The following is a 26,219-nucleotide window of genomic DNA, read 5'->3' on the forward strand; positions in this document are numbered from 1 at the left end:
GCTGAGTAGCGCCGTTTTTGTGAGAGTTAACTCTAGTTGCTAGCACTTACCATTGGTAAGTTGCAGTTAATGCGATGTTTCGGCGACTGCCATAGGAGCAGGATGTTTCACCACATGAAGCGATAACCTTTTTGTCGGTTAGATTACGCACATTGAGTGCAAAGCGCCATTGTGCCAGATCATAGCTTGCCATGGCATCAAACAGGGTGTAACCCTCAACGGTTTTAGGTGCTTTTTCACCAGTACCTTTGTTACTTCCTGTGTAACGTGCACCTAAACCTACAGTGAAGTTGTCGGTAAGTTGATAGTCACTCCAGATATTAAACTGATGCTTTGAAACTGCTTTATCCTGTTTGCCGACTTCGTCAGCAAGTCTTGGATCAAGACCACTCTCAGTGACATCCGCTTTAGGAATGTAAGCGTAAGAAGCGGTTAAGTTCATTTTTTCAGTTGGTTGCACAAAGGCATCGAACTCTAAACCGCGCACAACGATGGCACCCGTTTGTTTGTAGCCAGCAGGTTCGGTTGTCCATACCCACTGAGTGAAGTCACTACGTTCAATCTCAAATACCGCTGCACTATAGCTCGAAGTTGAGTCCTTTGGTTGATAGCGCACACCGGTTTCGTATTGTTTACCTGTTTCAGGTGAGAAAGGACGAGCGGTAGCAGGGTCAACATTGGTTGTCGGTGCAAAAGATTCAGAGTAGCTAAAGTAAGGTGCTAAGCCGTTGTCAGCTAAATAAACAACCCCGGCGCGAGCACTAAATTCTCTGTCTGTACGCACTGATGTCGGGTCTACTTGACCTTCTAGCGTCTCATTTTTTAGCTTTGCTTCATCCCAACGACCAGCCAAAGAAATGATGATCTTCTCATTAATTTTGATTTGGTCTTGGATATAAATACCAAACTGCTCTAGCTTGGAAACACCCTTGATATTAGGTTCAGGTTGGATCACACTTGAGCCGTAAGTCGGGTTAAAGATATCAAGATCAGCTAACACACCGCCGTAGCGCGCTCTCACTTCAATCTCTGTATCTTGATAATCGGCACCAATGAGTAATGTATGTTCTACGTTGCCGTGTGAAAACTGACCGATCAAATGCGTGTCGATAGTAGCGCCGCTGACTTTCTCTTTACTTGATAGTGGAGTACGGGCTAAGTAACGGAAGTTTTCTGGGTCACTTGGGTTATCAGCATTTTTTTGCGCCCATTTACCCCAAATGACGCCATAGTCAACGTCAAATTCCGCATAGCGCGCGTGTTGCTTGATTTGCCAGTTGTCATTGAAATGATATTCGCCTTTATAACCTACCACCCACTGCTCTTGGTTGTAGCGGTTGAAATCAGGCTCACCAATCAATGTTGAAAACGGGATTTGGCCGTTAGGGTTAGGTAAAATAGTACCTGTTGTTGGGTAGGCGTGCCAAGCAGCGCCAGACTCAATGTCGTAGTACTGTGAGTAAAAGGTGATTTTCCCTTGGCTACTTGGTTGCCAAGTCATTGATAGGGCTAAGTAGTCGCGATCGTTTTCTAGTGGATCGGTGCTCAAATCAGACTTTTTGGTTAAGCCTGTCACGCGATATAAATACTCGCTATCGTCGTCAATTGGACCTGACATATCAACGGCTAGTTGTTTGAGGCTGTTATTGCCAAGTTTGATCTGCAGCTCATTTTGCGAAAATGGCGTTGGCATTTTACTAACTAGGTTAACGACGCCACCTGGACCATTTTGACCATATAATACTGAAGAGGGGCCTTTAAGAATTTCTATACGCTCCATACCGTAGCTTTCGGTCTGCCATAAACCCCAGTTACCACTGTTACGGATCTGTAGACCATCTTGGTAGAAACCAGGTGCATAAGCATCAAAGCCACGAATGTATAACCAATCGTATTGTGGTAAGTCACCCCAAGGTGCGGTATTTACACCTGCGGTATATGATAATGCTTCTGTCACACGCGTTGCGCCAATGGCTTCAATTTTGTCTGCGGTGACAACATTGATGGTTTGTGGCACCTCAATTATTGCAACATCGATTTTTGAGCCAGTTGCACTGCGGCGTGCATTGTAACCTTCAACCGGACCTGTTGCCGTTTCTTGGTCGGCATCAGCATTGACGGTAACCGCTTTTAGTTTGCTTGGCGAGTTACCTTCAGCATGTGCAGTTGATACCAGTGTTAAACCTAAAATGGCGGCAGCAATTGGTGATAGGGTTAACAATGGGGTTGAGCGTTGTTGTTTCACAAAGACTCCTTATTATTTTTGAGAAGCAGATTTATTTATGAGGTGATTGAGCAGAGCTTTTCTCAATCACCCGTTTTAGTTCGAGGCTAGTCCACTAGCGCCGTGTTATCAGTAACTTGAGGCGTTGATGTTTGTTTTAGTTGTTTAAGTACCTCACCAATTTCTTGGCTACGGACTGCCAAAATTGATAACAAGGTATCGCTCAGTCCATGGGAACTTTCGCATGCGCCTTGCAAGAAAATATTCGGTTTAAAGTCTTCCGTGCTTTGAATGCGGTAGTCGCGTCCCACAGTAAAGTCACCTAAGTATTTTGATAAAGGTGCCAATAGCGTTTTGTGCTGATCTCGTACATAGCCTGTTGCCAACACTACCGCATCGTAGCTACACACTTTAGTGTCGCCAGTTTTGCGGTTTGTGAGGGTTAGATGAATACCGTTTTCGTCCGCGTCAACCGCTGCGACCTCTGTGCTAGAAAGGAAGCGATGGCGATAGTGGCTGCGTACTTTTTGTTCGTAAAATACGCCGTAAATTTGTTCGATAAGGGGTAAGTCAGGACAAGCGTAATTGGTCTGGCGGTATTCTTTTAAGAAGGCTTCGCGTTCGATATCGGATTTGGAGAAAACTTTATCAGTATATTCTGCATTGAAGATTTCATTTACAAATGGACTGTCGTCCGATGGCTTAATAGAGTTTGCACGAATAACAAAATCGACTTGGTTATCATCTGCGCGGCCGTGTAAATCCATAAATATTTCGGCGGCACTTTGGCCTGCGCCAATGACGGCAATTTTCTTAGCTGTGTTATTTGCTTCAATAGCAACTTTGTAATCATTGCTGTGGAATACGCGGGTGTCGCCCGCCAGCTTTCTAAATTGTTTTGGTATATATCCACCACCACCAATACTGATGACTAGGTTATCTGTTTCAACGACTTTTTCACTGCCATCAACACCTCTGGAATGCACTTGTAGCGCAACAACTTGCTCGTTTTCTAAAATCGGTTGGACATCAAATACTGTTTCGCCATAGCTGGTTTGATCTTTAAAATGCGAAGCCGCCCATGCTAAGTAGTCGTTAAACTCATGTCGGCTTGGGAAAAATGTTTGAAGGTTGATAAAGTCTGCTAAGCGATTTTTTTGGTGTAAATAGTTAATAAACGTAAATTCACTTTTAGGATTACGAATAGTGACAAGGTCTTTCAAAAAGGAAATTTGCATGTGCGTGTTTTCGAGCATCATATTTTTATGCCATGAAAACTCTGGCTGACGTTCCATAAACAAGGCATGGTTAGCCCAATCTGTTAGGCCTTGCTCACGAAGTGCGATTGCTAGTGCAATATTAGAAGGTCCGAAGCCAATACCTACTAATGAAAAGCGAGATGTGTTGTTCATACTTAATCCTCACAGTTACGGTTAGCTACTGCTATTGTCCTAGGGCCTGCTGAGCGTCAAGACCGACAGGGCGCTATTAATACCAATTAGTCTTAATAGTTGCTCAATTTGAAGGAGCAAATCTGACGCTAACCGCGTTAAAAATTTCTCATTTAGAACAACTAAATAGCAAAATTTTCGCCTTGTTATCGACAAGATTTGCTCGCCTCAAAATAGATCACTTAATTAAGCGAATTGGTATGACTATCAGAAGCTCAACTAAAATTATGTTTTGGATTAGACGAGTGAGAATTTAATTTATTTAAATATTTATGAAATTAATTCGTATTTAAACTGTCTAACGAGATCCTTCGTCGTTTAGTGCCTAATCTCTGCCCGTTGCACTGTGTTAAAAAAGCTAAGTTCTATCTATTTATCAATCTTCATAGCGCTATAACAAGGCGACACCCCGCTTAGCGCTATCTTGCTTTTATTACTTGGTTTGTGTCACAAAGTTCAGCGAGTTAACGCCCGATTGCTGCGCCAGTGCCATAACCTCGACTATTTTTTCATAGGGAACTTTGGCAGCCCCTTGTAATTGGATCGGAGGCTGCGGTGATTGTGCGGCAACTTCCACTAAACGTTGTTTAAGTTGCGCGAGCGTGATGGCTTGTTGTTGCCACTGAATATCACCATTCGCTTGTACTATCAAAGAAACGCTGTCGGGCAATACCTCTACGCTGGTTTCTTGCAAGGCTGCTTTGGGCAGCTCTACTTCAATGGACTGAGTGATCACAGGCATGGTGATAATAAAAATGATCAGCAATACCAACATCACATCCACAAGTGGTGTCATGTTTATTTCAGCCATGACCTCTTCGTCATCTTCAAACCCTTGGCCAAACGCCATTATTTACCTCCGACCGATTTAAATACTGGGCGCTTAGCGTTTGCATTTGGTGCAGAGCCCATCAGTAAGAATGCGTGTAATTCGTGAGCAAAGTGGTTCAGGCGGTTTACAACGCGTTTGTTTCCCCGAGTGAGTGCGTTGTAACCCAGTACTGCGGGGATAGCGACGGCAAGGCCAAAAGCAGTCATAATTAATGCTTCACCCACAGGACCTGCTACTTTGTCGATACTTGCTTGGCCACTAACGCCAATGCTTATCAGGGCATGGTAAATTCCCCATACCGTGCCAAACAAGCCGATAAAAGGAGCGGTGGCACCAATGGAAGCTAGTATCGCTAAGTTACTCTGTAGTTCCGATTTACTTTCGTCAATAGAAGTTCGTAAGCTGGCAGTTAACCATTCCGCGATAGGTAAATTACCATGCAAATCTTCTTTGTGTTGCTCATGATGCGCCTTGGCATGCATGCCTTCGTTGACCAGTGAACTAAAGGGCGTCGCTTGGCCCGTTGGAGTTTCGAGCAATAAAATACCTGACTGCACATCTTGTGCGTGCCAAAACTGCTTAGAGCCAACAAGTGGCTGTTTTAATTTATAAAGCTTAATGCCTTTAATTAATATGACGCACCAAGTTGCGATTGACATAAACAGCAGACTAAACGCTACTGCTTTAATGACGATATCGCTTTGTGCCCACATGGCGGCGATTCCGTATGGGTTCTCCATGACTGTTCCTTATTTAATTTAATGCAAAATTGACAGGCTGTAGGTACCAATAACCGATCGCTTGTCCGTCTTGAGTTGCCGGTTGGTATTGCCAGTGCTTTACAGTTGCTTTTGCAGACTGATCTAGGCGACCGTGGCCACTCGACTCATGTATTTCTATCTCAGAGACGCTGCCGTCCGCTTCAATATAAATTTTTAATAAGACTGTCCCTTGTTCTTTAAATTTACGGGATAATCTTGGGTAAATAGGTGCCGGATTGTTTAATGCATTAGCGTCACTCATGTGCGGCAATACAAGTCCTGGCGGTAAACTCGGATCCTGAGAGGTGATGGCTGTCTCCGTCGTGTTACTAACATCGCTTTGTTCTGGTTGAACAGCGGAGCTGACTGGAGTTGGCTCTACAACAGGCTCAGGCTCTACAACAGGCTCAGGTTCTACAATAGGCTCAGGCTCTACAATAGGCTCAGGCTTTACAACAGGCTCAGGCTTTACAACAGGCTCAGGCTCTACAACAGGCTCAGGCTCTACAACAGGTTCAGGCTCTACAACGGGTTCAGGCTCTACAACAGGTTCAGGCTCCACAACAGGTTCAGGCTCCACAACAGGCTCAGGCTCTACAACAGGTTCAGGCTCTACAATAGGCTCAATAGGCTCAGGTTCTACAATAGGCTCAGGTTCTACAATAGGTTCAGGTTGTTGAACTGTCGTTACCTCTGTTTGGGATGGTAAGTTGATAAACTTGCCCTTAATGCTAGAGTGCTGAGAAGATATTTCCATTGGCTCCGGTATTGAGGTAGTTGTCCACGCAAAAGCAATGCCTCCGATATGAATAGCAATAACAAGGAAACATGAACTTAAGGACGCGACGTCTGGGGTTTGCTGTCGCAAAGCTTTTGTGTGTGAGGTAGGCACAACTACGTACATCCGTTACTAATTTAAATGCAAATCGTTATTACTTTATTTTGTTTGTTACAAAAATACAAGAACGATCCCGCTAATTGATGGATATTTTGTTTATGAATGATTCATCTACTGCAATAAGGTGTATACCTAAAAATAGTAATATAACGCTGTAGCAATTGTTACGATTGCAACCTTGGAAGAGAAACTACTGCAACAGCTCCTTTTTTATCGTTTCTATTTTGAATTTGTAAATCACCTAAATGGTTGAAAAGTATTTGCCGGCTAAACACTAGACCTATACCGCTGCCAGACACTTTGGTAGAAAAAAACGGAATAAAGAGGTTGTCAGTATTACTAATGCCGACACCCTCATCAATTATCTTTATACTGCAATATTTGTCGCTTTGTTCAAACTCAATGGTAATCTCTCCTGTTGTTGTACTCATGGCTTCTTGAGCGTTTTTTAAAAGATTCACAAAGACTTGTTCTAATTGGTGTGGATCAGCATATAGCTGGCATTTCGTTGGATTTAGTAGTGATATTTTGCTATCGGGAAATAGTAAAATACATTTTTCGATAAGTTCACAGATGTCGAGCGGTTGCTTATTAGGTTGAGGGAGCTTACTAATTTTCTGAAAGTTGCTAATAAATTTGTAGAGCGAAGTTGAGCGATTATGGATCACCGTAAGACCCTGCTCAAGAGCCGGTGTAGCACTTTCTAGTTTCTGAAGCTGTTTCAGTAACGTGGCACTAATAGAAGAGATCGGAGCTAAACTATTGTTAACTTCATGACTGAGTACTCGATGTAAGCGTTGCCAACTCTCTCGCTCTTTATCTATTAGTAACCATTGTACGTCGCTGATAAAAAATAGATAGTTGAGCTGCTGATGATGAATGTATTTTACTACCGCAATTCGATAGGTTTTACTAACAGCACCATCTTTAATGGTAAAGCTTTGTGGCTGTCTTGTAACTTGTTCTACAGGGATTGTAGTGCAGCTTAAGTTTGCGCCTTGTTGTGACGATTGAAGGCCTAGTAGCTCATTAGCTGCGGGGTTTGCAAAGGTTATGTCGTAGTTAACATCCGTGGCAATTATTCCTACATCAATGTGAGTGATCACTTTTTCCAGTAAAAGTTGGCTTTCTTTTATGGCAACATTTTGTTGTGCTAGTCTTTGTGAAAGTGTATTGAGGAGCTGTTTTATTTCTAGCATCTCATCATCTTCAGCACGGATGGCTGACCGTATGTTGTAGTCTTCGTCCACCAGTGCTTCTAGTAATACAGCAATGTTTCTAGTTTGGTTGTAATAGCTCGCTTTTATGTGGTTAGTTAAAAACAGGCAGGCTGGAAGTAGAAATAGCCCTGTCAACGCTATGATATATTTAGATACCGATAGTAAGCTTAATAAATAACAAAAGGCTAAACTCAATACTATGAGCATTCCAGTTGTGGTTTTAAGTGTGGTAGACAAGGTCAAAGCTGCTATGTTTTAAAGGTTGTACTTTTCAATTCTACGATAGTAGCCGCTTCGGCTAAGGCCTAATGATGCTGCTGTCTTTTTCACATTTCCTGCATAATGTTCAAGTCTTTCGATGATGGCTTGTCGTTCGAGTTCATCCAAAGTCAGATTTAATGGTACCGCTGCGGTAACCGCAGCGTTTGCTGTTGTAGCTGCAGGCTCAGTAACTAAGTGCAAATGATGTGCATCTATAACACCGTTTTGACACATAAATACTGCCCGTTCAATACAATGGTTAAGTTCTCGAATATTGCCTGGCCATGAATGTGCTTTAAGTTTCTCCATGGCGCAATTCGTAAGTCTTATTGGTGCGAAGCTATACTCAGCGATGAGCTTATCTAACATATGATCTACTAAAAGAGGAATATCTTCCAAACGCTCCCTAAGTGACGGTACACGAAGTTCGATAGTGTTTAGACGATAAAATAGATCTTGGCGAAATGTTCCTTCCATTATCGCTCTGACTAAATCCATATTAGTGGCGCTAATGACTCTGACGTCAGCGTGATATACCTGTGTGCTCCCAACAGGTGTATACATTTTCTCTTCAATCACGCTAAGTATTTTAGCTTGTTGAGAAAGGGGAGTGTTCCCTATTTCATCTAAAAATAATGTGCCACATTGAGCCTGTTTGACAAGACCTTCTCGACTAGTAATTGCTCCTGTAAACGCTCCTTTTTTATGGCCAAAAAATTCACTTTCAAACACACCATCAGCGATAGCTCCCATATTTACGGAGATAAAAGGCTGCTGACTTCGTTGTGAGTCATTATGTATATAGCGAGCGAGTAGCGTTTTTCCTGTGCCGTTTTCACCGGTAAGTAAAATGCTCGATTGGCTTTCTCGTAATCGATCTATTTCTGCAATTAATTTCTGCATCGCAGGTGAGTCTGCGATTAGAGTGCAGTGATTATTACTGAGTTGCGTACGTAACTGATTGTTTTCAGCACTTAGTTTTTTGCTTAACCTTTGGCTATCGCTTAAGGCTAATTGGGTTTTAATGCTGTTTGCGAGGTGTTCGTTCTGCCAAGGTTTTTGGATAAAATCATTAGCACCTTGTTGTAGAGCCGTTATCGCTAACTCTACAGTAGCCCATCCGGTCATGACTATTACGGGAATGTCCCATTTGGCTCGAATATTAGCTAATAACTCTAGACCTTCCATACCTGAGGTGCTGTCTAAGTGATAATTAAGGTCCATGAGTATTAGATCGAAGTGCTTTGTTTCCAGTACATTAAGTAGCTCTGTTGGGGTAGTAGCACTGAATACCTGATAGTCAAACTCAGCAAGCAGTAGTTGTACAGAGGTGATGATGTCTGGATTATCATCTGCTACAAGAATCGATTCACTCATCGTGATTTCCTAATTAACAGGCAGCAATTCGTAGAGCATATCTTGCCATTTTTGTCATTTTACTACTCCTCTGGTGGTGACAATGCAACCCGTAAGACTATCTATATCATATATTTGCTTAGCTGAAGCGGCGTTATTAGTATTTAACCCTTGCTGCTTCGAGGTATCATGTGTATCAAGGAAAAAATCTTTATCTATATGATTTACATTATAAAAATTTAATCTTTACTCATGATCTTTGCTAGGATAAATAATAGCAATAACTCCATCTTGCTGAATTACTTGTGTTTTTTCAAGTCAATTTTTACCTTCTCTATATTACTAATGTCGCTTATTGGCTTACTTTATCGAGTGCACGGCGAATATCTCGCTTTGTTGAACTGTCATTGCTAAGTGTTAGCGCTTGTTGATAAGCACTTTTAGCTTTATTGTTGTCCTTTACTGCTCGACTTAGTTCACCTAACAGCATTAAGTATTCTATGTGCTGCTCATCTTCTACTTGTTCTTTGCTTATTAAGTGCTCCATGGCATCAACTGCTAATTGCTTATCCCCGTGTTCCTGTAATGCTAAATAAGCGGCAGACACACAAGTATCTCGCCAAGTAGGTAACAACCCAGTGGCTACATTATTAATTTGGCACCCTTTAGCGAACAGATTCTGTGCTTGTTCTTTGGCCGAAAAAGTCCAAAGCAAATTAGCGGCTCGGTTTACTAAGGCAATATCATGAGGGTAGTGTTGATTCACAAAATCTACAGTTTGTAACGCGAGGCTTTCATTTTGAGTGTTTTGAAGGTAATCCATGAGAGCCAAATAATAATAATGCTTATCCATGTCTTTCAGTCGTTCGACGATAGCTTTCGATGCTTTCTTTTCTGAGTCCCAAAAGCCGCTTTCAATAGCTAAAGCTTTTGCAGCAGCAACTAAATATTTAGGATTGTTTGGTGCTAACTCAGCAGCTCTAATTGAATGCTTATTAGATTTTTCCACTAGACCAAGTTTATTAAAGAGGTTCGATTGCTCCTTAATTTGATACCATAATTCGCCAGCTACAAAATGCACTTCGGCATTTTCTGGATGCCGCTTGATCAAGGCATTTAGCATCGCTTCTTTATCGTCGCTATCTTGTGCTACTGCAACGGATACAGCCATTATTTCCGAGTTAAGATCTTTGTTTTTTTGTGCCGCTAATGCTTCAGCGACTTGCTCATATTGTCGATTGTAAAATGCCGATTCAAGCGAAGTGGTTTGTGGGGCGGGTTGTTGTGCTTGCGATGTCGCGCAGAGCATAACAAGTGCTGTAAAGCCGACGCGTATGGCAGTAGTTGTAAACATTTCCTTCTCCTTAGGGTCTGATTTTAGGACCTAGCTGACAAAGATCGTCAGCTAGGAGGTTTGCTACATCAGTCTTCACAGCGCAGTGTTTCACTCGGCTCTAATTGAATTGAGCGGCGCGCAGGAAGGTAAATGGCGCTTAACACAGCCGTGCTTGTTATTACAATTACAACCAAGGCGCTAATCGCGTAGAGATAGATATCTAACGCGATGATCTGCCAAGTGGCAAAGCTGAGTATGGCTGACAAAACTAAACCAATACTTAGACCCTTTAACATCGGTCTTGCTCCGAGTTTAACGAGCCAGCGGATGATGTTTTGATCGTTTGCACCTAATGCCCTGCGGATCCCAATTTCATGTTGGCGTTGGGTAACTGAATTGGCCGTGAGGCCATAAATACCTGTCACTCCCAATGCCAAGGCAAATAAGCCGCATTTCAAAAATAGTTGGGTTGCAGAGTGAGTGAGATCCCTTAGCATTACGAGTAATTCTTCCATACTTTTAAGTGCACTGATACGTACTTCTGAGTCTATTGCGTATAGCGTTTCATAAATCACTGAGCGAGCTTGTTGCTCTGAACCAATAAACTTGTATTCTATATTGATATTACCGCTATCTAGTTGACTTATTGGACGATAAATTGTCATTAGATTTTTAGGATCGCTAACTGGAGTGCCTTCAACACGATCTGAAACTACGCCGACAATTGTTGCCCAAGTACTAGCTGTTTCTACTTCGTCACTTATTTTAAGTTGTTTACCTATGGCCGATCCTTCAGGCCAATAAGTCTGTGCTAAAGTTTTACTGATCATTGCTGCAGGCATGGTGTTCCCTTGGTCCCTTGAATCTATATAGCGGCCTGTGAGTAGCTGGACACCTGTGAATTGAATGTTGCCTGATACACTTCTAATCACAGCTTGTGGTTTATCTTGCTCCAGCTGGTATTTTATACCTTGTTGCATGAAGGTATTTTTACCAAAGCTAGTAGTGACAACTGCATCAGACACACTTGACTGTTGCTGTAGCCTAGATGCGATATTTTGGTAGAGTGCATTGCGGCGAGGGTGGGAGTCGTAACGTTCTGCAGGCAGAGAAACTTGGGCAGACAAGATGTTTTTGGTGTTTAAGCCAATATCTAAATTGATCAGCTGATTGGCAAAAAAACTAGAGACAATACCTAGGTACATTAATACCGTAACAACAGTAATTTCGGTAGTGAGTAGCATTCTAGTAACTTTGTTTCCTTTGCTGCTAGCCGCGCCTCTGGTACCACCTCGCAAAATGGCGTTGAAGTCGCCACCTGTTACATGTAGCGCAGGTAATACACCCGTCATGATAATAGCGACAAAAATGAAGATGATAGTCGCAAAGATAGTATTCAGGTCAAGTCCCCAGTGCCACCAATAGGCCAATCCGTCAGCTAGATTCATGTTAATCCAAAACTGATTAACTTGTTGCAGTGCCCAGCCTGATAAAAGTAAAGCAATAACGCCACCAGCTACGCAGATAATAATACTTTCCCACATCATTTGGACGATAAGCCGTTTCTGCGGCGCACCAAGGGCGACTCGGATAGATATCTCTTTGGTTCTTGCATTCATGCGGGCTAACAGTAGATTCCCCACATTAATTGCTGCTAGCAGAAAAATAAATCCGGTGACTATGTTTAGAATGGTGAAAACGATAATACCATCAGCGCCATTGGTTTGCGCGGCTTGAAAAGTCGTGATGTAAATGTCATCGATTGCAGTATCACTATTTTGACGACGCATCTCATAAGTGTTTTTGGCGATGCGAGATAGTGCGTCATTAGCAACGTTTTGTGCTATATCGGGTTTTATCCTAGCGTATACATCTACATAAACTTGATCCCTGTTTTGAGTCGTAAACAAGGGATCAGGAATCGGAAGCCATAATTTTGAAGCAACAGGGAAACCATATCCCTGAGGCATAACGCCAACGACTCGGGTATTTTTACCATTGATTTTAATTGTGGAGTCAAGAATATCCGGCGTGCCGAAGAACTTACTTTGCCAAAGGTCATAGCCTATCACGGCAACTTTTTCTGACCGGGGGGAGCTGTCATCAGGTCTAAAAGCTCGACCCATTAGCGGTTGGACGCGGGAGAATTGGAACAAGTTCCATTCACTAAAAGTAGCATTGTGAGACTGAGCTTGACCATTAATATCCAACAGCACTGAAGTTGAATAATACATGCCATATTCACTTAGCGTTGATATTTGTGGCCGAATGGCAGCAAAGTCAACGGCATCAAACATACGGTCATAGCCCTGTTCTGTCGCTTGTAGTTTCACTATCGACTCGCCTTCGGGTAATGGTAAATCAGAAAAGACGAAGGTATGCAAAAAAGAGTAGCTGAATATACTGACCGCAAGACCACCAGCCAATACGATGGTTGTCAAAATAGTAAAAAGCGGAGACTTTGCCAAAAGTCGAAAAGCGTATTTTATATCTAATAAATAATTCATAGTGCACACCTTAAGCGGCAGAGTTTTTTGCGCTTACGACTTGATCCGCAACGATTTTACCATCAAACATCTCAACTTGGCGGTTGGCTTGTCCAGCTGAGCGCGGGTCATGTGTCACCATAACAATCGTCGTACCTTCATTGTGTAACTTTTTTAGTAATTCTAAAACCGCATCAGTGTTTTTAGAATCAAGGTTACCAGTTGGTTCATCAGCTAAAATTAAAGCTGGCTTTCCTGCAATCGCTCGGGCAATGGCAACACGTTGCTGCTGGCCCCCTGATAGCTGACTTGGGAAATGCTTACGGCGATGTTGCATATCAACCTTTTCTAGTGCGAAGTCAATAAGATGACTAATCTGTTTTTGGTCGATGTTGTTTCGATAACTTAGTGGTAGAGCAATATTTTCCTCAACAGTCATATCGCTAATTAAATTAAAAGACTGAAATACAAATCCAATATGTTCATTACGGATGGCGGCTCGCTCATCTCGACTGATTTGGCTGACATCATGCCCACTTAGTACGTATTTACCTGCTGACGGCACATCAAGTAAGCCAATGAGCGATAGCAGTGTCGATTTACCACAACCAGAAGGGCCTGTAATTGCAATATAATCGCCAGAGTTAATAGTGAGACTGATCTGGCTTAATGCATAAGTTTCAACATCTTCCGTTGAGAATTTTTTCTCGATATTGTCCAGTTGAATAATTGTTTTATTTGTCATAAGGCTTCCCTAATTGAGGATAATTTCCGCATGCTGCTCCCAAGCAGATTGGTCTGAAATGATAATTCTGTCACCTGCTTTGAGCCCAGACAGTATTTCAACGGTGTTTGTTGATACTTGGCCAAACTCAACTTTAACGCGCTGGGCTGTTTTTGAATTGTTATCTACACGATAGACATATGCTTGTGTATTTTCTGAGGCAAATACTGGGCGTTTAACAAATAGAGTGTCCTTTTTATCTGCGATCGCAATAGTCCCTTCGACACTTAAGTCCGGTCGAGCCTCAGGTGGAAGTTCTCCTAGCAAATTGACTTCCACTTTAACTGTTCCTTCAACAACATTGGGATCGATCCGTTCAACAACTCCATTAACTGTCGAAGTCCTTGTGTCTATTTTTACTTTTTGTCCTTGTTGAATATTTTGTACTTGAAGCTCTTGTACTTTTAACTCGGCCTGAAAGTCATTTAAGCGGGCTATCTTGGCTACGCCATCGCCACTAGTCAATTGTTGCCCGAGTTCCAGCTCCATCTCTTGTACAACACCATCGGAGGTCGCCACTATATCTAATGCGTCGACTTGACCTTGAACTTGTTGTAACGTCTTTCGCATTTTATTTAAGCGCGCTTTAGCACCTGCGATATGAGCTTCGAGATTCTCTTCCATTTTTTTATATTGCTGAGCTTGTAAGTTTTGACGCAGCTCAATGTTTTTCATGGTCAATTTAGTTTTCGAGTGGTCAAGTGCTGAAATAGTTGAGTTACCAGCTTTTATAAGGGCTTCTTGGGCATCCAGTACCAGTTTGGTGGATTCAAACTCGGCATCGGTCTCCAGTAGCGTTGTTTTGAGTTGGAATAATTGCGATTCTAATGCCACGCGTTCAGCCTTTTTCTCGGCAATCAATGCCTCGAGCTCCCATGTGGTTTCTTCCTTTTTTTGTATTAACTGGGGGTTTTGCAAAGAAACTAAAATGTCACCACGCTTTACGCTATCTCCAGGTTTAACCCACAGTTGTTTAACTCTGCCGTTAATATCAGTAGAAATCCAATGGATCTCTTTAGGGACTAATGCACCATAGCCTCTCACGTTAATAGTGAATTGGCCTTGCTGAACGTTAGCAAAAAGTAAACTACGATTATTGGCTATATAAGAAGCGTTGGAGTATCCGCTATTAAAGAATAAATAAAACACAATAATGACCATTGCACTGGCTGTGATAATTAACCACATTTTTTTGCTGACGTTTTTCTTACTCTTTTTATTAATAGTTATATCCATGAACTCTACCGTATATCTTCTGATGTAAGCTTGGTCAGCAGATTTAATACCAACTTCTACTTTTGTTTTATTTGTCAATTGGAATCAATTGGTTATGTATTTTTAAAAGACTTTACTTACAGCAGGTAAAAGTCCCACTTTCGATACATTTGCAATTTTTTGTTCCGGAATTGATATATCTCGCGATTAACATCTTGGGTTACATGTTTTATGAAGTAGACCACTACTGGCAAGACCACATACCCTCTAGCTGTTTTTCCTTTACTTATAAAGCTGATGTTAAAACAGATGAAAAATTAGCCATTAGTTTGTTTTGTTTCACGAATGGTTGCAAGTGTTATTTTTTTGTTTTCTTAGTTGATTTTGTGTTTTCTAAAGGTTAAGTTTGATTGTGGTTATATTTTACCCTAGTCAGCGACTTAGCCAATTTCAACAGATTAAGTCTCGCTCATTCATGAACACGATTTCGTTTTAACAGCCCGAGTGACTGGAGGCAGTCGTCACTGGGAGTTCAGGGGATCTTAGGGGTTGTTGGGTTTAGCAGTACAGGTGCTAGAAATAAATTATAATAAAAAAGGATTAGTTTGCTCGTGTTTAAGAGTTACCCATTGATTTCAAGAGTAATTTTAGTGGTCTTACTACCTTTACTCGTTATTCTGATATACGGAGTTAACCATCTTCAGGCAAGCCTCCCGCCACTCAAAGGGCAGCTAAAGGCTCCATGGTTGAGCGCTAATGTAAAAGTTTATCGTGACCAAAATGGCGTTGTTTATCTCGACGGTAGTGATGATCAAGATATTTTCTTTGCAACAGGGGTTGTCCATGCTCAAGATAGAATGTGGCAGCTTGAACTTCAAAAACGCATGGCTCAAGGACGCTTGAGCGAAGTACTCGGTCGAGATGCTCTAGGAAGTGATATTTGGATACGAAGCCTTGGAATTTATGGCGCTGCAGAGCAAGCTTGGCAAAACCTCTCTCCTGAAGCTAAAAAGTCAGTTACAGCGTATGTTGCTGGGATTAACTATTGGATTGCGCAACAGACTGTTTATCCAGCTGAGTTTACTTTACTAGATATAAAACCACAGCAATGGCAAGAAATAGATACTATTGCTTGGGTTAAAATGTTTGCGCTAAATTTGGCTGGCAATATGAATGATGAGATTCGAAACTATATTGCCGCTCAGTCTTTGCCAGAAAAGCAGCTTACTCAGTTATTTGGTGGCATCACCAGTAAGTTTAGTATTGCTCAATACTCCGAATTTAATCAACAACCTACTTTAGTCGCACTTGAAAATGTGATGCGACGTAACTCGCAGTTACAAAAACAATTTAACTTTGGTGGTCAATATGTTGGTAGTAATGCGTGGGTTATAAGTGGCAAGCATAGCAAAGATAATATGCCTATTCTGGCAAATGATCCGCACTTAGGACTGCAAATCCCCTCATATTGGTATGCACTTTCGCAACAAGGTGAGCATCTATCAGCTAAAGGAATGGGCTTGGTTGGTACCCCGTTGATTATCTTTGGTCAAAACGATCATATCAGCTGGGGGGGGACTAATATGATGGCTGATGTGCAAGACCTATATTTCGAAACTTTAAACATTAACCAAAAAGGCTTATATGAGTCAGGGAGTTCATGGCAACCACTTGGTGAACGAATTGAGATCATAGAGGTTAGAGCTGACACTCCAGAATTACTGAATAAACGTATAAAGCCAGTAAAAATCAATGTTCGAACTACTGAGCGTGGTCCCTTGATCAGTGATATCAAGCAGTCAATGATGCACCCTGTTTCCCTAAGGTGGACGGGATTAGACCCTGATGATACGTCTTATGAGGCTTTTTTTAAGCTTAACTATGCCAACAATTGGTCATCATTTGAAAATGCCCTCAGCTTTTTAGTCGCGCCAGCACTGAATATGCTTTATGCCGATACCGAAGGGAATATTGGTTACGCTGGAGCAGGACGCATACCTATAAGGGCTGTTGGTGAGGGGGTAATCCCATTGCCTGCTGGTCGGGTTAATACCGATTGGGCTGGTTATATTCCGTATCAACAAATGCCTAAGCTATATAACCCGGAAAGTGGCATTATCGTGTCAGCCAATGATGGTTTGTTATTTGATTCTTATCCATATTTTATCAGTCATGCATTTGCCCCTAGCTATCGCAGTCAGCGGATTAGCGATTTAATAAAAAATCCAGAAAGGCTGCTCACAGCAAAGGACATGATGAGCATACAAGGGGACACATTAGATCTTGAAGTGAAAAAATTGCTGCCGCTGGCGCAGCAAATTCAACCGCAGAATGAGCATCAACGTCAAGCGCTAGAGCTGCTGAAAAGTTGGTCCGGCAATATGTCAGCGGATAGTCAGGCGCCAAGCATTTTTATTGTGTGGCAGCGTGAGATAAGAAAGTTGCTATTAAAGGACGAGCTGGCTGGCTTTTGGAATCAGCAAGGGCAGCTAGATATTTTGCAGGACATTGCATCTACTTTACCGCTGACGACTGTTGTTGAGTTGCTGCAGCATCCGCAATGGTGTGTGGATAGTGCAGCAAACTCCTCTAGTGATAATTGTCAACAACTTATAAATAAAGCGTTTAAAAAAGCCTTGCAGGTGTTATCAAATCAACTAGGTGAAGACATTGCTGGATGGAATTGGGGAGAATTGCAACATACTGAATATGCTCATACTCCCTTTAGTCATATAAGAGTATTGGATGGCTTATTTGAGCGCAGGGCTCCTGCTGGCGGCTCAATACACTCGGTCAATGTTGCAGCCTCATATTACGACAAATCACAAGGGTTTGTGCAAAACTTTGGTGCCGGTATGAGGCAAATTATAGTGATGGGCGATCCTGAGCAGCACTTCTACATGAACTCAACTGGGCAGTCTGGCAACCCGATCAGTGAACATTACGATGACATGGTTATGAAGTTTAGTCGAGTAGAGTTCGAAAGGTTTGATGCAGAACCATCGCAGCTTGCTTACGTTGAATTGATTGCGGGTGATTAGGCACGTCATGGAAATGAAAAACGACGCTATTTTCTTGGCATTAGTCTAACTAAGGATAACTATGAAGCTGTTTGATGTATTTACAAAAAAGGCGCCTAACAAGGTATTTTGTGCCATCTTTCTCGGAGCGCTGGCGGGCATCGCTTATTCACTTCTTATTCCATTGGTCCTAAAAGCGCTTCAGCCGTCGTTGGGAGGGTTGGCAACAGAGTCAGATCAATTAGAACTCTTTGGTTGGCAGGTAAGCAGTGCCAAATTTGCAATTGCGTTTGCTATTTTATGTGCCCTTATTTTTGTTACACGTTCACTTTCACAAGTATTACTGACTCGTGTTGCGCTTGAGGTCACGACGCAGATGCGTAAGGACATGTACGATCGCATCCGTAAAGCACCAATAGTGGCGTTGGAAAAAGTAGGTTCAGCTAAATTGATTGCAGCGCTAACGACTGATGTTCAGAGGATCGTGATGGGAGCGAGAGTGTTACCTGATTTATTAACAAATGGTGTAACGCTACTGGGCATGATGATCTTTCTCTACTATCTCAATAGAGATGTTTTTCTGTTTGTCGCTTACTGCATTGTATTTGGTGTGGTGACTTATCAATTACCCATGTATGTGAGCCGAGTATATATAACAAAGTCCCGCAAGCACGTTGATAATTTACAAGAAGGTATCCGCGGTATTATTAATGGTGCGAAGGAGCTCAAACTAAACAGAGCCAAAAGTGACGATTACTTTGATTATGCATTGCATCAGCAAGAAAGCCATATCCTAGCCTCCGATAAAATAGCGCAAAGTGTACTGCGAGTTGCTGTGAATTACGGTGATATTTTGAGTTTTATGGTGATTGGAATGATCAGCTTTGTCTTTGTCAATTATCACCAAATATCTTCATCTGAGTTGATTGGTGTAGTGATGGTGTTGTTGTATATCGCAGGTCCAGTATCGGTGATTTTGAACGCTATTCCCCAGATTGCGATTGCTAAAGTCTCAGTTAGGAAAGTTAACACCCTGCTAGAAACATTACCCGAAGAGCAATTTATCGAGAAAATTTCTCCACTTCCAGAATGGCAAAGTATTCGTTTTGATGACGTAAGTTTTCGATATTTGAGTGTTGATGATAAACCCGGATTTAAAGTAGGACCGTTGAGTTTCGAAATTAGCAAAGGTGAGGTTGTTTTTATTGTCGGAGGGAATGGTTCTGGGAAATCCACGCTAAGTAAATTGATGACACTGCATTATCAAGCAACAGAAGGCGATATTTACTTTGGTGACACAAAAGTAACAATGGAAAGCCTAGCTAGTTGCCGTGAAGAAGTTGCAGCCATTTACTCTGATTATCACTTATTTAAGCGTCTTTTTGGTTTGAAAGTGGATCCGGAAAGAATTACTCAATTGCTTCGTGCATTGGATCTTAATGAAAAAGTGAAGGTTGTAGATAACGCATTTTCAACGACTTCGTTATCGGATGGGCAGAGAAAGAGATTAGCACTTTTGGTTAGTGTCCTTGAAGATAAAAGCTTATACCTTTTTGATGAATGGGCAGCCGATCAAGACCCCGAGTTTAAAGAAATATTTTATACGGAAATTCTTCCGCAATTAAAGTCAGCAAATAAAGCCGTAGTAGTTATAAGCCACGATGACAGGTACTTCAAAATCGCTGATAAGGTGATCCGAATGGAGCAAGGTCAGCTATCAATCTTGCAACCAATCGCTACCGACTCCTCTCCCACAACAGAACTTAAACAACTAAGTGGCCAGTTGAACGCGATAATCCAATGAGCTAGGAAGATGATGATGGATGGACAAAAGCAAGGCTCAACCTGCTACTTAGCGTTGAGTTTAACGCAGCGCGACATTTACTTGGACCAACAACAGTATCTTGAGCACCCACTATATAATGTTGGTGGCTATATTAAGTTGGGAGCGATTGACGAAAGTCGGATTAAAGCAGCTCATGAAAAGCTAGTCATAAATCATGAAATATTTGGAATGAGAGTGCGCCAGAGTGAAAGCGGCATATCTCAGTATTTTAGTGACTCTAGACTTACTAATTTAGAAGTACTCGACTTTTCGGTTTACTCTACTCCTCTTGAGCATGCCACAGTTTGGCTGCAGCAGCGTTTTGCAGAAGCGTTTCAGCTTGAAGAGCAGCCGTTATACGATGCCTATTTGGTCAAGCTTTCCGTGAATGAATACTGGTATGTAGCGATTGCTCATCATGTCATGATGGACGGTTGGGGATTTGCAAACTGGGCTGATTTATTGAGCCAGTATTATCGTGGTCAAGACCCACAACATCAATCAAAGATGGGGCTCTGGGCTGAAATTGTCGCAGACGACGAAAATTATGTAGCAAGTTTAAAGTATCAAAGAGATAGAGAATTTTGGCTTGAACAGGGAATAACGCCTCAAGCACGAGTTTTTAACCGTACTCATAAAGAAAGCTGGCGTCAACAACATACACCGAGTAACCGAATACAACTTGATATTCCTACGCAGTTACACAAAAGCATGGTTGCTCGAGCTAAAGCATGGGGAGTGAGTGTTGCTCAATTGGTATTAGCTGGAGTAAGCATCTATTTTTCCAAAGCTTACCAATTAACGGAATTGAACATAGGGTTATCTTTTCATAACCGTAACGGTGCTAAACAAAAGCGGATGCTGGGGGCTTTTACCAGTATCAGTCCAACAACACTTAATTGCGCAGGTGAGAAGTCGTTGCTGGAGTTAGTCAAAGATATCGCAAATCGGCAGAAAAAGTGCTTTCGACATCAGCGTTTTCCCTTCGGGCACTTGGTCAATGCATTGGGTAGCTCAGGCAAAGAAAATCAACTATTTGATATTGCCTTTAACTATTTAAAATTGGATAGCTCCCTGAATTTTGAAAATGGTACCGAGTCTCTTGAGTATGTATCACATCTACATGAAATAACTCCAGTTACGGTGACTTATTGGGAGTATGGTGAGGAACTATCACCAGCGTTAATGCTTGATCATAACCTTGCTTATTTCAATGAAATTGAAGGCATTCAGTTGTTAGAAAGGCTAATGGTCGTGATGCAAGAGATCACCTTACAAAGTGCTGAAACTCCAGTTTCTGATATTGAGATTCTCTCTGCTGAAGATCAGCAAAGGTTCGCGCTGCTAAAAAATACACCGATTGACGAGTTAGATACCGAGCAAGCCTTACTACATCAGCAAATCGCTTTGCATAGCAACAACCTTGCTGCGCGGACGGCTGTGATTGCAGCAGATCAAACGATTAGCTACGCCGAACTTGAGCGTCGTGCAGATGCAATGGCCCAACACTTGTTAATGTTAGGTGTGAAAAGACAAGACCGAGTGTTAGTTTACCAGCAACGCAGTATAGCACTTATTGTCAATATACTGGCGATTATGAAGGTGGCAGCTGTCTATGTACCATGTGATATGGCCCTTCCTCTAGCGCGTCTTCAAGTTATGGTTGCTGATGCCGACCCAGTGTTGTGCTTATCCGACAATGCAGGGCTTGCTAACTTAAAAAATCAAAATAACCAAAGCCTTGGTTGCACCGTCATCAACAGCGATGATCTGACGCTTGAACAATACGAATATCAGCAAGTCTCTATCCCTACTAAGTCAGACGATTTAGCTTATCTCATGTATACCTCAGGCTCCACCGGCAAACCAAAAGGGGTGATGGTTGAATATCGCCAGCTAGCAGCATTTATCCTGCCATTACAGCACAAATATTCCATGACTGCGGGTAAGCGAGTATTACAATTTGCTTCATTGAGCTTTGATACAGCAATAGAAGAAATCTTTGTCGCCTTGGTACATGGTGGAACTTTAGTGTTACGTAGTGAAACCTGCTTGGGAAGTGCTGATGCTTTTTGGCAATTTTGTCAAAAGTACGAAATTAACTTGCTTAGTTTACCGACCGCGTTTTGGCATCGACTTGCAGTCGAGCTTGATGGTCAGATACCGAATTGTATTGAGCTTATTATTTTAGGTGGTGAAGCGTTAGCGGTAGATAAAGTCAGAAAATGGCTAAATGAAACGAATACTACAGCTCGGCTAATCAATTCCTATGGGCCCACTGAAACAACGGTTTCAGCCTGTTGTTTTGAGATTGAGAAAAATGGAGATATCCAAGATAGGGTACCAATAGGTCGTGCAGATCCCAACACTCAACTGTACATTCTAGACTCAAAGCAACGTCCGCTTCCATTTGGAGTACCTGGAGAAATATACATTGGAGGAAGTAAAGTTACTCGCGGATACTGGCAACGTCCGGATCTAACGGCACGAACGTTTTTCGCAGATCCTTGGCAAAATCAACCCGACGCAAGAATGTATAAATCCGGAGATATAGGTCGTTTTAGAAGTGATGGGAACATTGAATATTTAGGGCGTAATAATAAGCAAGTTAAAATCCGTGGTCACCGAGTTGAACTTGGAGAAATTGAAAATCATATCAAACAGATAAGTGGTGTCGACTCGGTTATCGTCGTACTCGATTCCTCAGCCTCTGAAGCTCAGCTTAATGCCTATGTTAAAGCTGTGGATAACAAAACCGAAGAATTATTGGCGCAGATTAAACGCGCATTAGCATTGGAGCTACCCAGCTATATGATACCAAGTGGTTTTATGTTGCTGGAGCAGTGGCCGATTTCAGCAAATGGCAAAATAGATCTGAAAGCGCTCCCACAAATCGCCTTGTGTGATGGTGTTAACTCAAAGATGAGCCTGAGCGAAATGGAGTTGCGTGTGGCTTCGATATGGTCAGAGCTGTTAAACGTTTCTATTGCCAAGTTAGCGCCAGAAAGCGACTTTTTTGCTTTGGGTGGGCATTCCTTGCTGGCGGTCAGCATGCTCTCGGGATTAAAGCGCGAGTTTAAAGTTGATATTAACTTAGCGACTTTATTCAGAGCCTCAACGATTGCCGCTTTAACTGAGCAGCTAAATGCTGCGAGTCAAGCGACTGAAAACCTCACAACAATATTGCCTCAACCTTCTGCTGAGCGTTACCCCCTGTCAATGGCCCAGTTAAGGCTGTGGTCACTGGATCAGCTACAAGGTGGTAGTTGTGAATACAACATGCTAGCTGCTTTTGAGTTTTCTGAACATATCGATATTCATAGCTTGAATAAAGCCTTGATTGCTTTGGCGACGCAGCATGAGATCCTACGTACTAACCTAGTTCAAGATGGCTCCTCTGTAGTTCAAGTTATTTCTGCTCCCCGAGATGACTACATAAGAGTGATTGATTACTCCCAGCTTACAGCGAGAGATTATCAATTAGCGCGACAAAGGTATATTCAAGAACAACAGGAATATAATTTTGAACTCGGCCGTGACACACTTTTTAACGTGGATGTATTGCTGCAAAGTGGTGTTGGTGATGACAAAGTAAAGTCAGGCACTTTAGTGATAAATTTACATCACATTATCGCTGACGGTTGGTCTGTGGAGATTTTTTGTCAAGCACTTGCAACTGCATACCAGTTAGCATTGCAGAAAAAAGAAGTAAAACTACCAGAGCTGCCAATTCAATATAAAGATTACGCATTGTGGCAACGAGATAGAGAAAATAGCGACGAATTGGCTCAGCAATATAATTATTGGCAAAGTCAGCTTGCCCACTTGCCAACAACTGCATATCTAAACGTTTCCAAACGAGCAGAGCAACGAGGTCAGCAAGGTCAATATTCTAGTCGTATTTCTGACGCTTTAAAGCGACCTTTGGAAGCGCAATTAAAAGATAATCAAATGACCCCATTTATGCTAGTTCATGGGGTTCTGGCTTTGTTATTAGCACGTCATAGCAATAGTACAGACATTGTTGTGGGTACGGCGGCTGCAAATCGTCTTACCATAGAAACTCAAGGTCTAATAGGTTTCTTTGTCAATATCTTGGTGTTGAGAACTCAGGTAGAGGATACGTTACTTACCGATTTCTTCGCCCAAATAAAAGATGTTAACAGGCAAGCGCAAGCCAACCAAGAGGCCTCTTACGAGGAACTGGTGAGACGTTTAGCTCCAGAGCAAGGGCGTAATTTATTTCAAATAATGCTGACGCAACAACAAGATTTTGAGCAGGGGATTGCTCCTGAGCAGCTGTTCTTATCTGGAACAAACTTATCCTTACTTCAGCTACATCAAAGTAAAGCAAAGTTTGATCTGCACTTAGAGTTTAGCTTTGATCACAAAACGCTATGTCTTAATTGGTATTACGATCAGAACTGTTTTGACCATGCCTTAATTGAGAGCTTAGATCAACACTTTTGGCAGCTTTTGAGAAGCCTGCTAAGCAACCATGAGGGCAGTACTGCTCAGCTTGAAATGTTAACTCAGTCCGAGCAAGACTATTTAATCCATACTTTAAACCAAGCCCAAATCCCTTACCCAATAAATCAATCAGTATCACAACGCTTTGAATCCATTGCGCTGAAATATGCGGATAAAGTGGCTGTCATTGCAAAGAATAAAAAATATAGTTATGAAGAGTTAAACCACCTAGCAAATCAGTTCGCTCACACTCTAGTTGAAAAGTATAACGTTACATCAGGAATGCTAGTTGGCTTACATGTATCTCGTAGCGTAGAAATGCTAGTTTCGATGTTGGCAATACTGAAAGTTGGAGGCGCCTATGTACCTCTTGATAGTAATCAACCACAACAGCGACTTGAGAATATTGTAACTGATGCTCAGTTGTCGCTTGTGATAACTGAACCAAGTCTTAGCAGTACACTCACATTTTTCCAAGGTACTAAGCTGCTACTCTGTGATGGTTATTTGGAAAGATTGATTGATACCGCTAAGCTGCTGAGCAAGCCCGCAATATCTACTCCTCCTGAGCAAGTAGCTTATGTTATTTACACATCTGGGTCGACAGGTAAGCCAAAAGGTGTTTTAACCTCACAGCAAGGGATTTTACGCTTAGTTTGTGACGCCGAGTATTTTCCTCTTAATTCAATGACACAGGTATTGCACTGTGCAAACATTGCTTTTGACGCAGCAACATTCGAAATTTGGGGACCGCTACTTAACGGTGGAACCTGCGTTGTTTACCCTGAAAAATTTGTCACTCCTGAGCAAATAAATCAACAGTTAGCGCTTTGGCAGATCAATACGTTGTGGTTGACCGCTGGTTTGTTCAGCCAATGGGCTCAGTCTCTTCCCGAACATCACGCTCTTGAGAATGTTATCGCGGGTGGTGATGTGTTAGATGTTGCTGCTGTAAAGTTATGTCAACAGAAGTTGCCTGAAGTTCAGCTCTGGAATGGTTATGGCCCAACAGAAAATACGACATTTACAACATGTCATTTGATTAATGAAGTAGCTCCTACCTCAATTCCTATCGGCAAGGCTTTACCTGGAGATCATGTCTATATTTTGCAGGGGGATAGACTCGCTCCTTTTGGTGCGGAAGGAGAACTATGTGTTGGTGGGCATGGACTTGCGCTCGGATACTTAAATCAGGATGAGATGACTCGTGAACGGTTTGTGGAGAATCCATTTTATTCTGAGGGTAGCACTCTTCCACGAATGATCTACCGCACGGGCGATTATGTTCGCTATATTAGCCCAGGCGTAATGGCATTTATTGGGCGTGTAGATCAGCAAGTTAAAATTCGTGGATTCCGCGTAGAGCTGGATGAAGTCCGAAGTTGTCTTAACCAATTCAACGGTGTAGCGAGTAGTTTGGTGGTGTTACAGCAAGGCGCTATTGATAAACAGCTTGTTGCATATGTTCAGCCCATCAACGACACCGATAAACAATTAGTAGAGTTACTTCGGGTACACTTGCAGCAACAATTGCCCAGTTATATGGTGCCTGAAGCTATCGTTATTGTTGCTGATTGGCCTTTAACTCAAAATGGTAAGATAGATCGTGAGCGATTACCAAAGCCAAAACCACAGATACAGACTACACAACCGCCAATAACACCTACAGAAATTGCGTTAGCTGAATTATGGGCTGATAAGCTAGGTATTGTGTGTGAAGCAGTTGGCCGAGATAGCAGCTTTTTCGGTTTGGGTGGGCACTCACTTTCTTTGATAAAAATGGCAACAGCCGTTGCTACCTACTTTAATATTGACTTCTCTGCAGCTCAAGCATATCAATTCAGCACGCTTAGCTCGTTAGCCCAGTTTATTGATAGCGCAGCCCTTGGTGTTAATAAAGCCATAATAATTGAGCCCAGAGATAGTTCAGAGCCGGCGGCTTTGTCATATGCACAACAGCGTTTGTGGTTTATTGAACAGATGCAACCTGGCAGTGCGCATTATGTGATGAGTTCAACATTACAGCTGCGAGGAGTAATAGCAGCTGACTATATAGAGCAGGCATTACAAGGCATTATTG

At 42.2% G+C, this 26,219-nt stretch carries 14 protein-coding genes; 3 read left to right on the forward strand and 11 right to left on the reverse strand.

Going from position 1 to position 26,219, the window contains the following annotated elements; translation table 11 throughout:
- Positions 1-46 precede the first annotated feature (46 nt).
- The 11 genes from L1271_RS20835 to L1271_RS20885 form a co-directional block, all read right to left on the reverse strand.
- Complete coding sequence (locus L1271_RS20835) at positions 47-2,245, reverse strand: TonB-dependent siderophore receptor (RefSeq protein WP_235368695.1); 2,199 nt, start codon at positions 2,243-2,245, stop codon at positions 47-49.
- A gap of 86 nt (positions 2,246-2,331) precedes the next feature.
- Positions 2,332-3,636 (reverse strand): lysine N(6)-hydroxylase/L-ornithine N(5)-oxygenase family protein, encoded by a 1,305-nt coding sequence (locus L1271_RS20840; RefSeq protein ID WP_235368696.1) that lies wholly within the window; start codon positions 3,634-3,636, stop codon positions 2,332-2,334.
- A gap of 472 nt (positions 3,637-4,108) precedes the next feature.
- Entirely contained in the window at positions 4,109-4,525 is a 417-nt protein-coding gene (locus L1271_RS20845) for an ExbD/TolR family protein (RefSeq protein ID WP_235368697.1), read from the reverse strand.
- Entirely contained in the window at positions 4,525-5,247 is a 723-nt protein-coding gene (locus tag L1271_RS24885) for a MotA/TolQ/ExbB proton channel family protein (RefSeq protein WP_010607668.1), read from the reverse strand. The genes L1271_RS20845 and L1271_RS24885 overlap by 1 nt, the downstream gene beginning before the upstream one ends.
- 13 nt (positions 5,248-5,260) lie before the next feature.
- Entirely contained in the window at positions 5,261-6,025 is a 765-nt protein-coding gene (locus tag L1271_RS20855; RefSeq protein WP_235368698.1) for an energy transducer TonB, read from the reverse strand.
- Positions 6,026-6,330: 305 nt separating this feature from the next.
- The gene (locus L1271_RS20860; protein ID WP_235368699.1) at positions 6,331-7,416 is read right to left on the reverse strand and encodes a sensor histidine kinase; all 1,086 of its coding nucleotides are present in this window, start codon (positions 7,414-7,416) and stop codon (positions 6,331-6,333) included.
- A gap of 225 nt (positions 7,417-7,641) precedes the next feature.
- Entirely contained in the window at positions 7,642-9,024 is a 1,383-nt protein-coding gene (locus L1271_RS20865; RefSeq protein ID WP_235368700.1) for a sigma-54-dependent transcriptional regulator, read from the reverse strand.
- A gap of 331 nt (positions 9,025-9,355) precedes the next feature.
- Positions 9,356-10,357, reverse strand: a complete 1,002-nt coding sequence (locus tag L1271_RS20870) for a tetratricopeptide repeat protein (protein ID WP_235368701.1) — start codon at positions 10,355-10,357, stop codon at positions 9,356-9,358.
- Positions 10,358-10,425: 68 nt separating this feature from the next.
- Positions 10,426-12,846: an ABC transporter permease gene (locus tag L1271_RS20875; RefSeq protein WP_235368702.1), complete on the reverse strand. Its 2,421-nt coding sequence runs from the start codon at positions 12,844-12,846 to the stop codon at positions 10,426-10,428.
- A gap of 10 nt (positions 12,847-12,856) precedes the next feature.
- The gene (locus tag L1271_RS20880) at positions 12,857-13,570 is read right to left on the reverse strand and encodes an ABC transporter ATP-binding protein (RefSeq protein WP_010607661.1); all 714 of its coding nucleotides are present in this window, start codon (positions 13,568-13,570) and stop codon (positions 12,857-12,859) included.
- Between the two features lie 9 nt (positions 13,571-13,579).
- Positions 13,580-14,845 (reverse strand): efflux RND transporter periplasmic adaptor subunit, encoded by a 1,266-nt coding sequence (locus L1271_RS20885; protein WP_235368703.1) that lies wholly within the window; start codon positions 14,843-14,845, stop codon positions 13,580-13,582.
- 725 nt (positions 14,846-15,570) lie between these two features.
- On the opposite strand from L1271_RS20885, the gene L1271_RS20890 reads away from it, so the two are divergent.
- The 3 genes from L1271_RS20890 to L1271_RS20900 form a co-directional block, all read left to right on the forward strand.
- Positions 15,571-17,865, forward strand: a complete 2,295-nt coding sequence (locus L1271_RS20890; protein ID WP_235368704.1) for a penicillin acylase family protein — start codon at positions 15,571-15,573, stop codon at positions 17,863-17,865.
- A gap of 61 nt (positions 17,866-17,926) precedes the next feature.
- Positions 17,927-19,648, forward strand: a complete 1,722-nt coding sequence (locus L1271_RS20895; RefSeq protein WP_235368705.1) for a cyclic peptide export ABC transporter — start codon at positions 17,927-17,929, stop codon at positions 19,646-19,648.
- A gap of 9 nt (positions 19,649-19,657) precedes the next feature.
- The coding region (locus tag L1271_RS20900; RefSeq protein ID WP_235368706.1) for a non-ribosomal peptide synthetase at positions 19,658-26,219 on the forward strand (6,562 nt) is incomplete at its 3' end.

Source organism: Pseudoalteromonas sp. OF5H-5 (assembly GCF_021530695.1).
Taxonomy (GTDB): domain Bacteria; phylum Pseudomonadota; class Gammaproteobacteria; order Enterobacterales; family Alteromonadaceae; genus Pseudoalteromonas.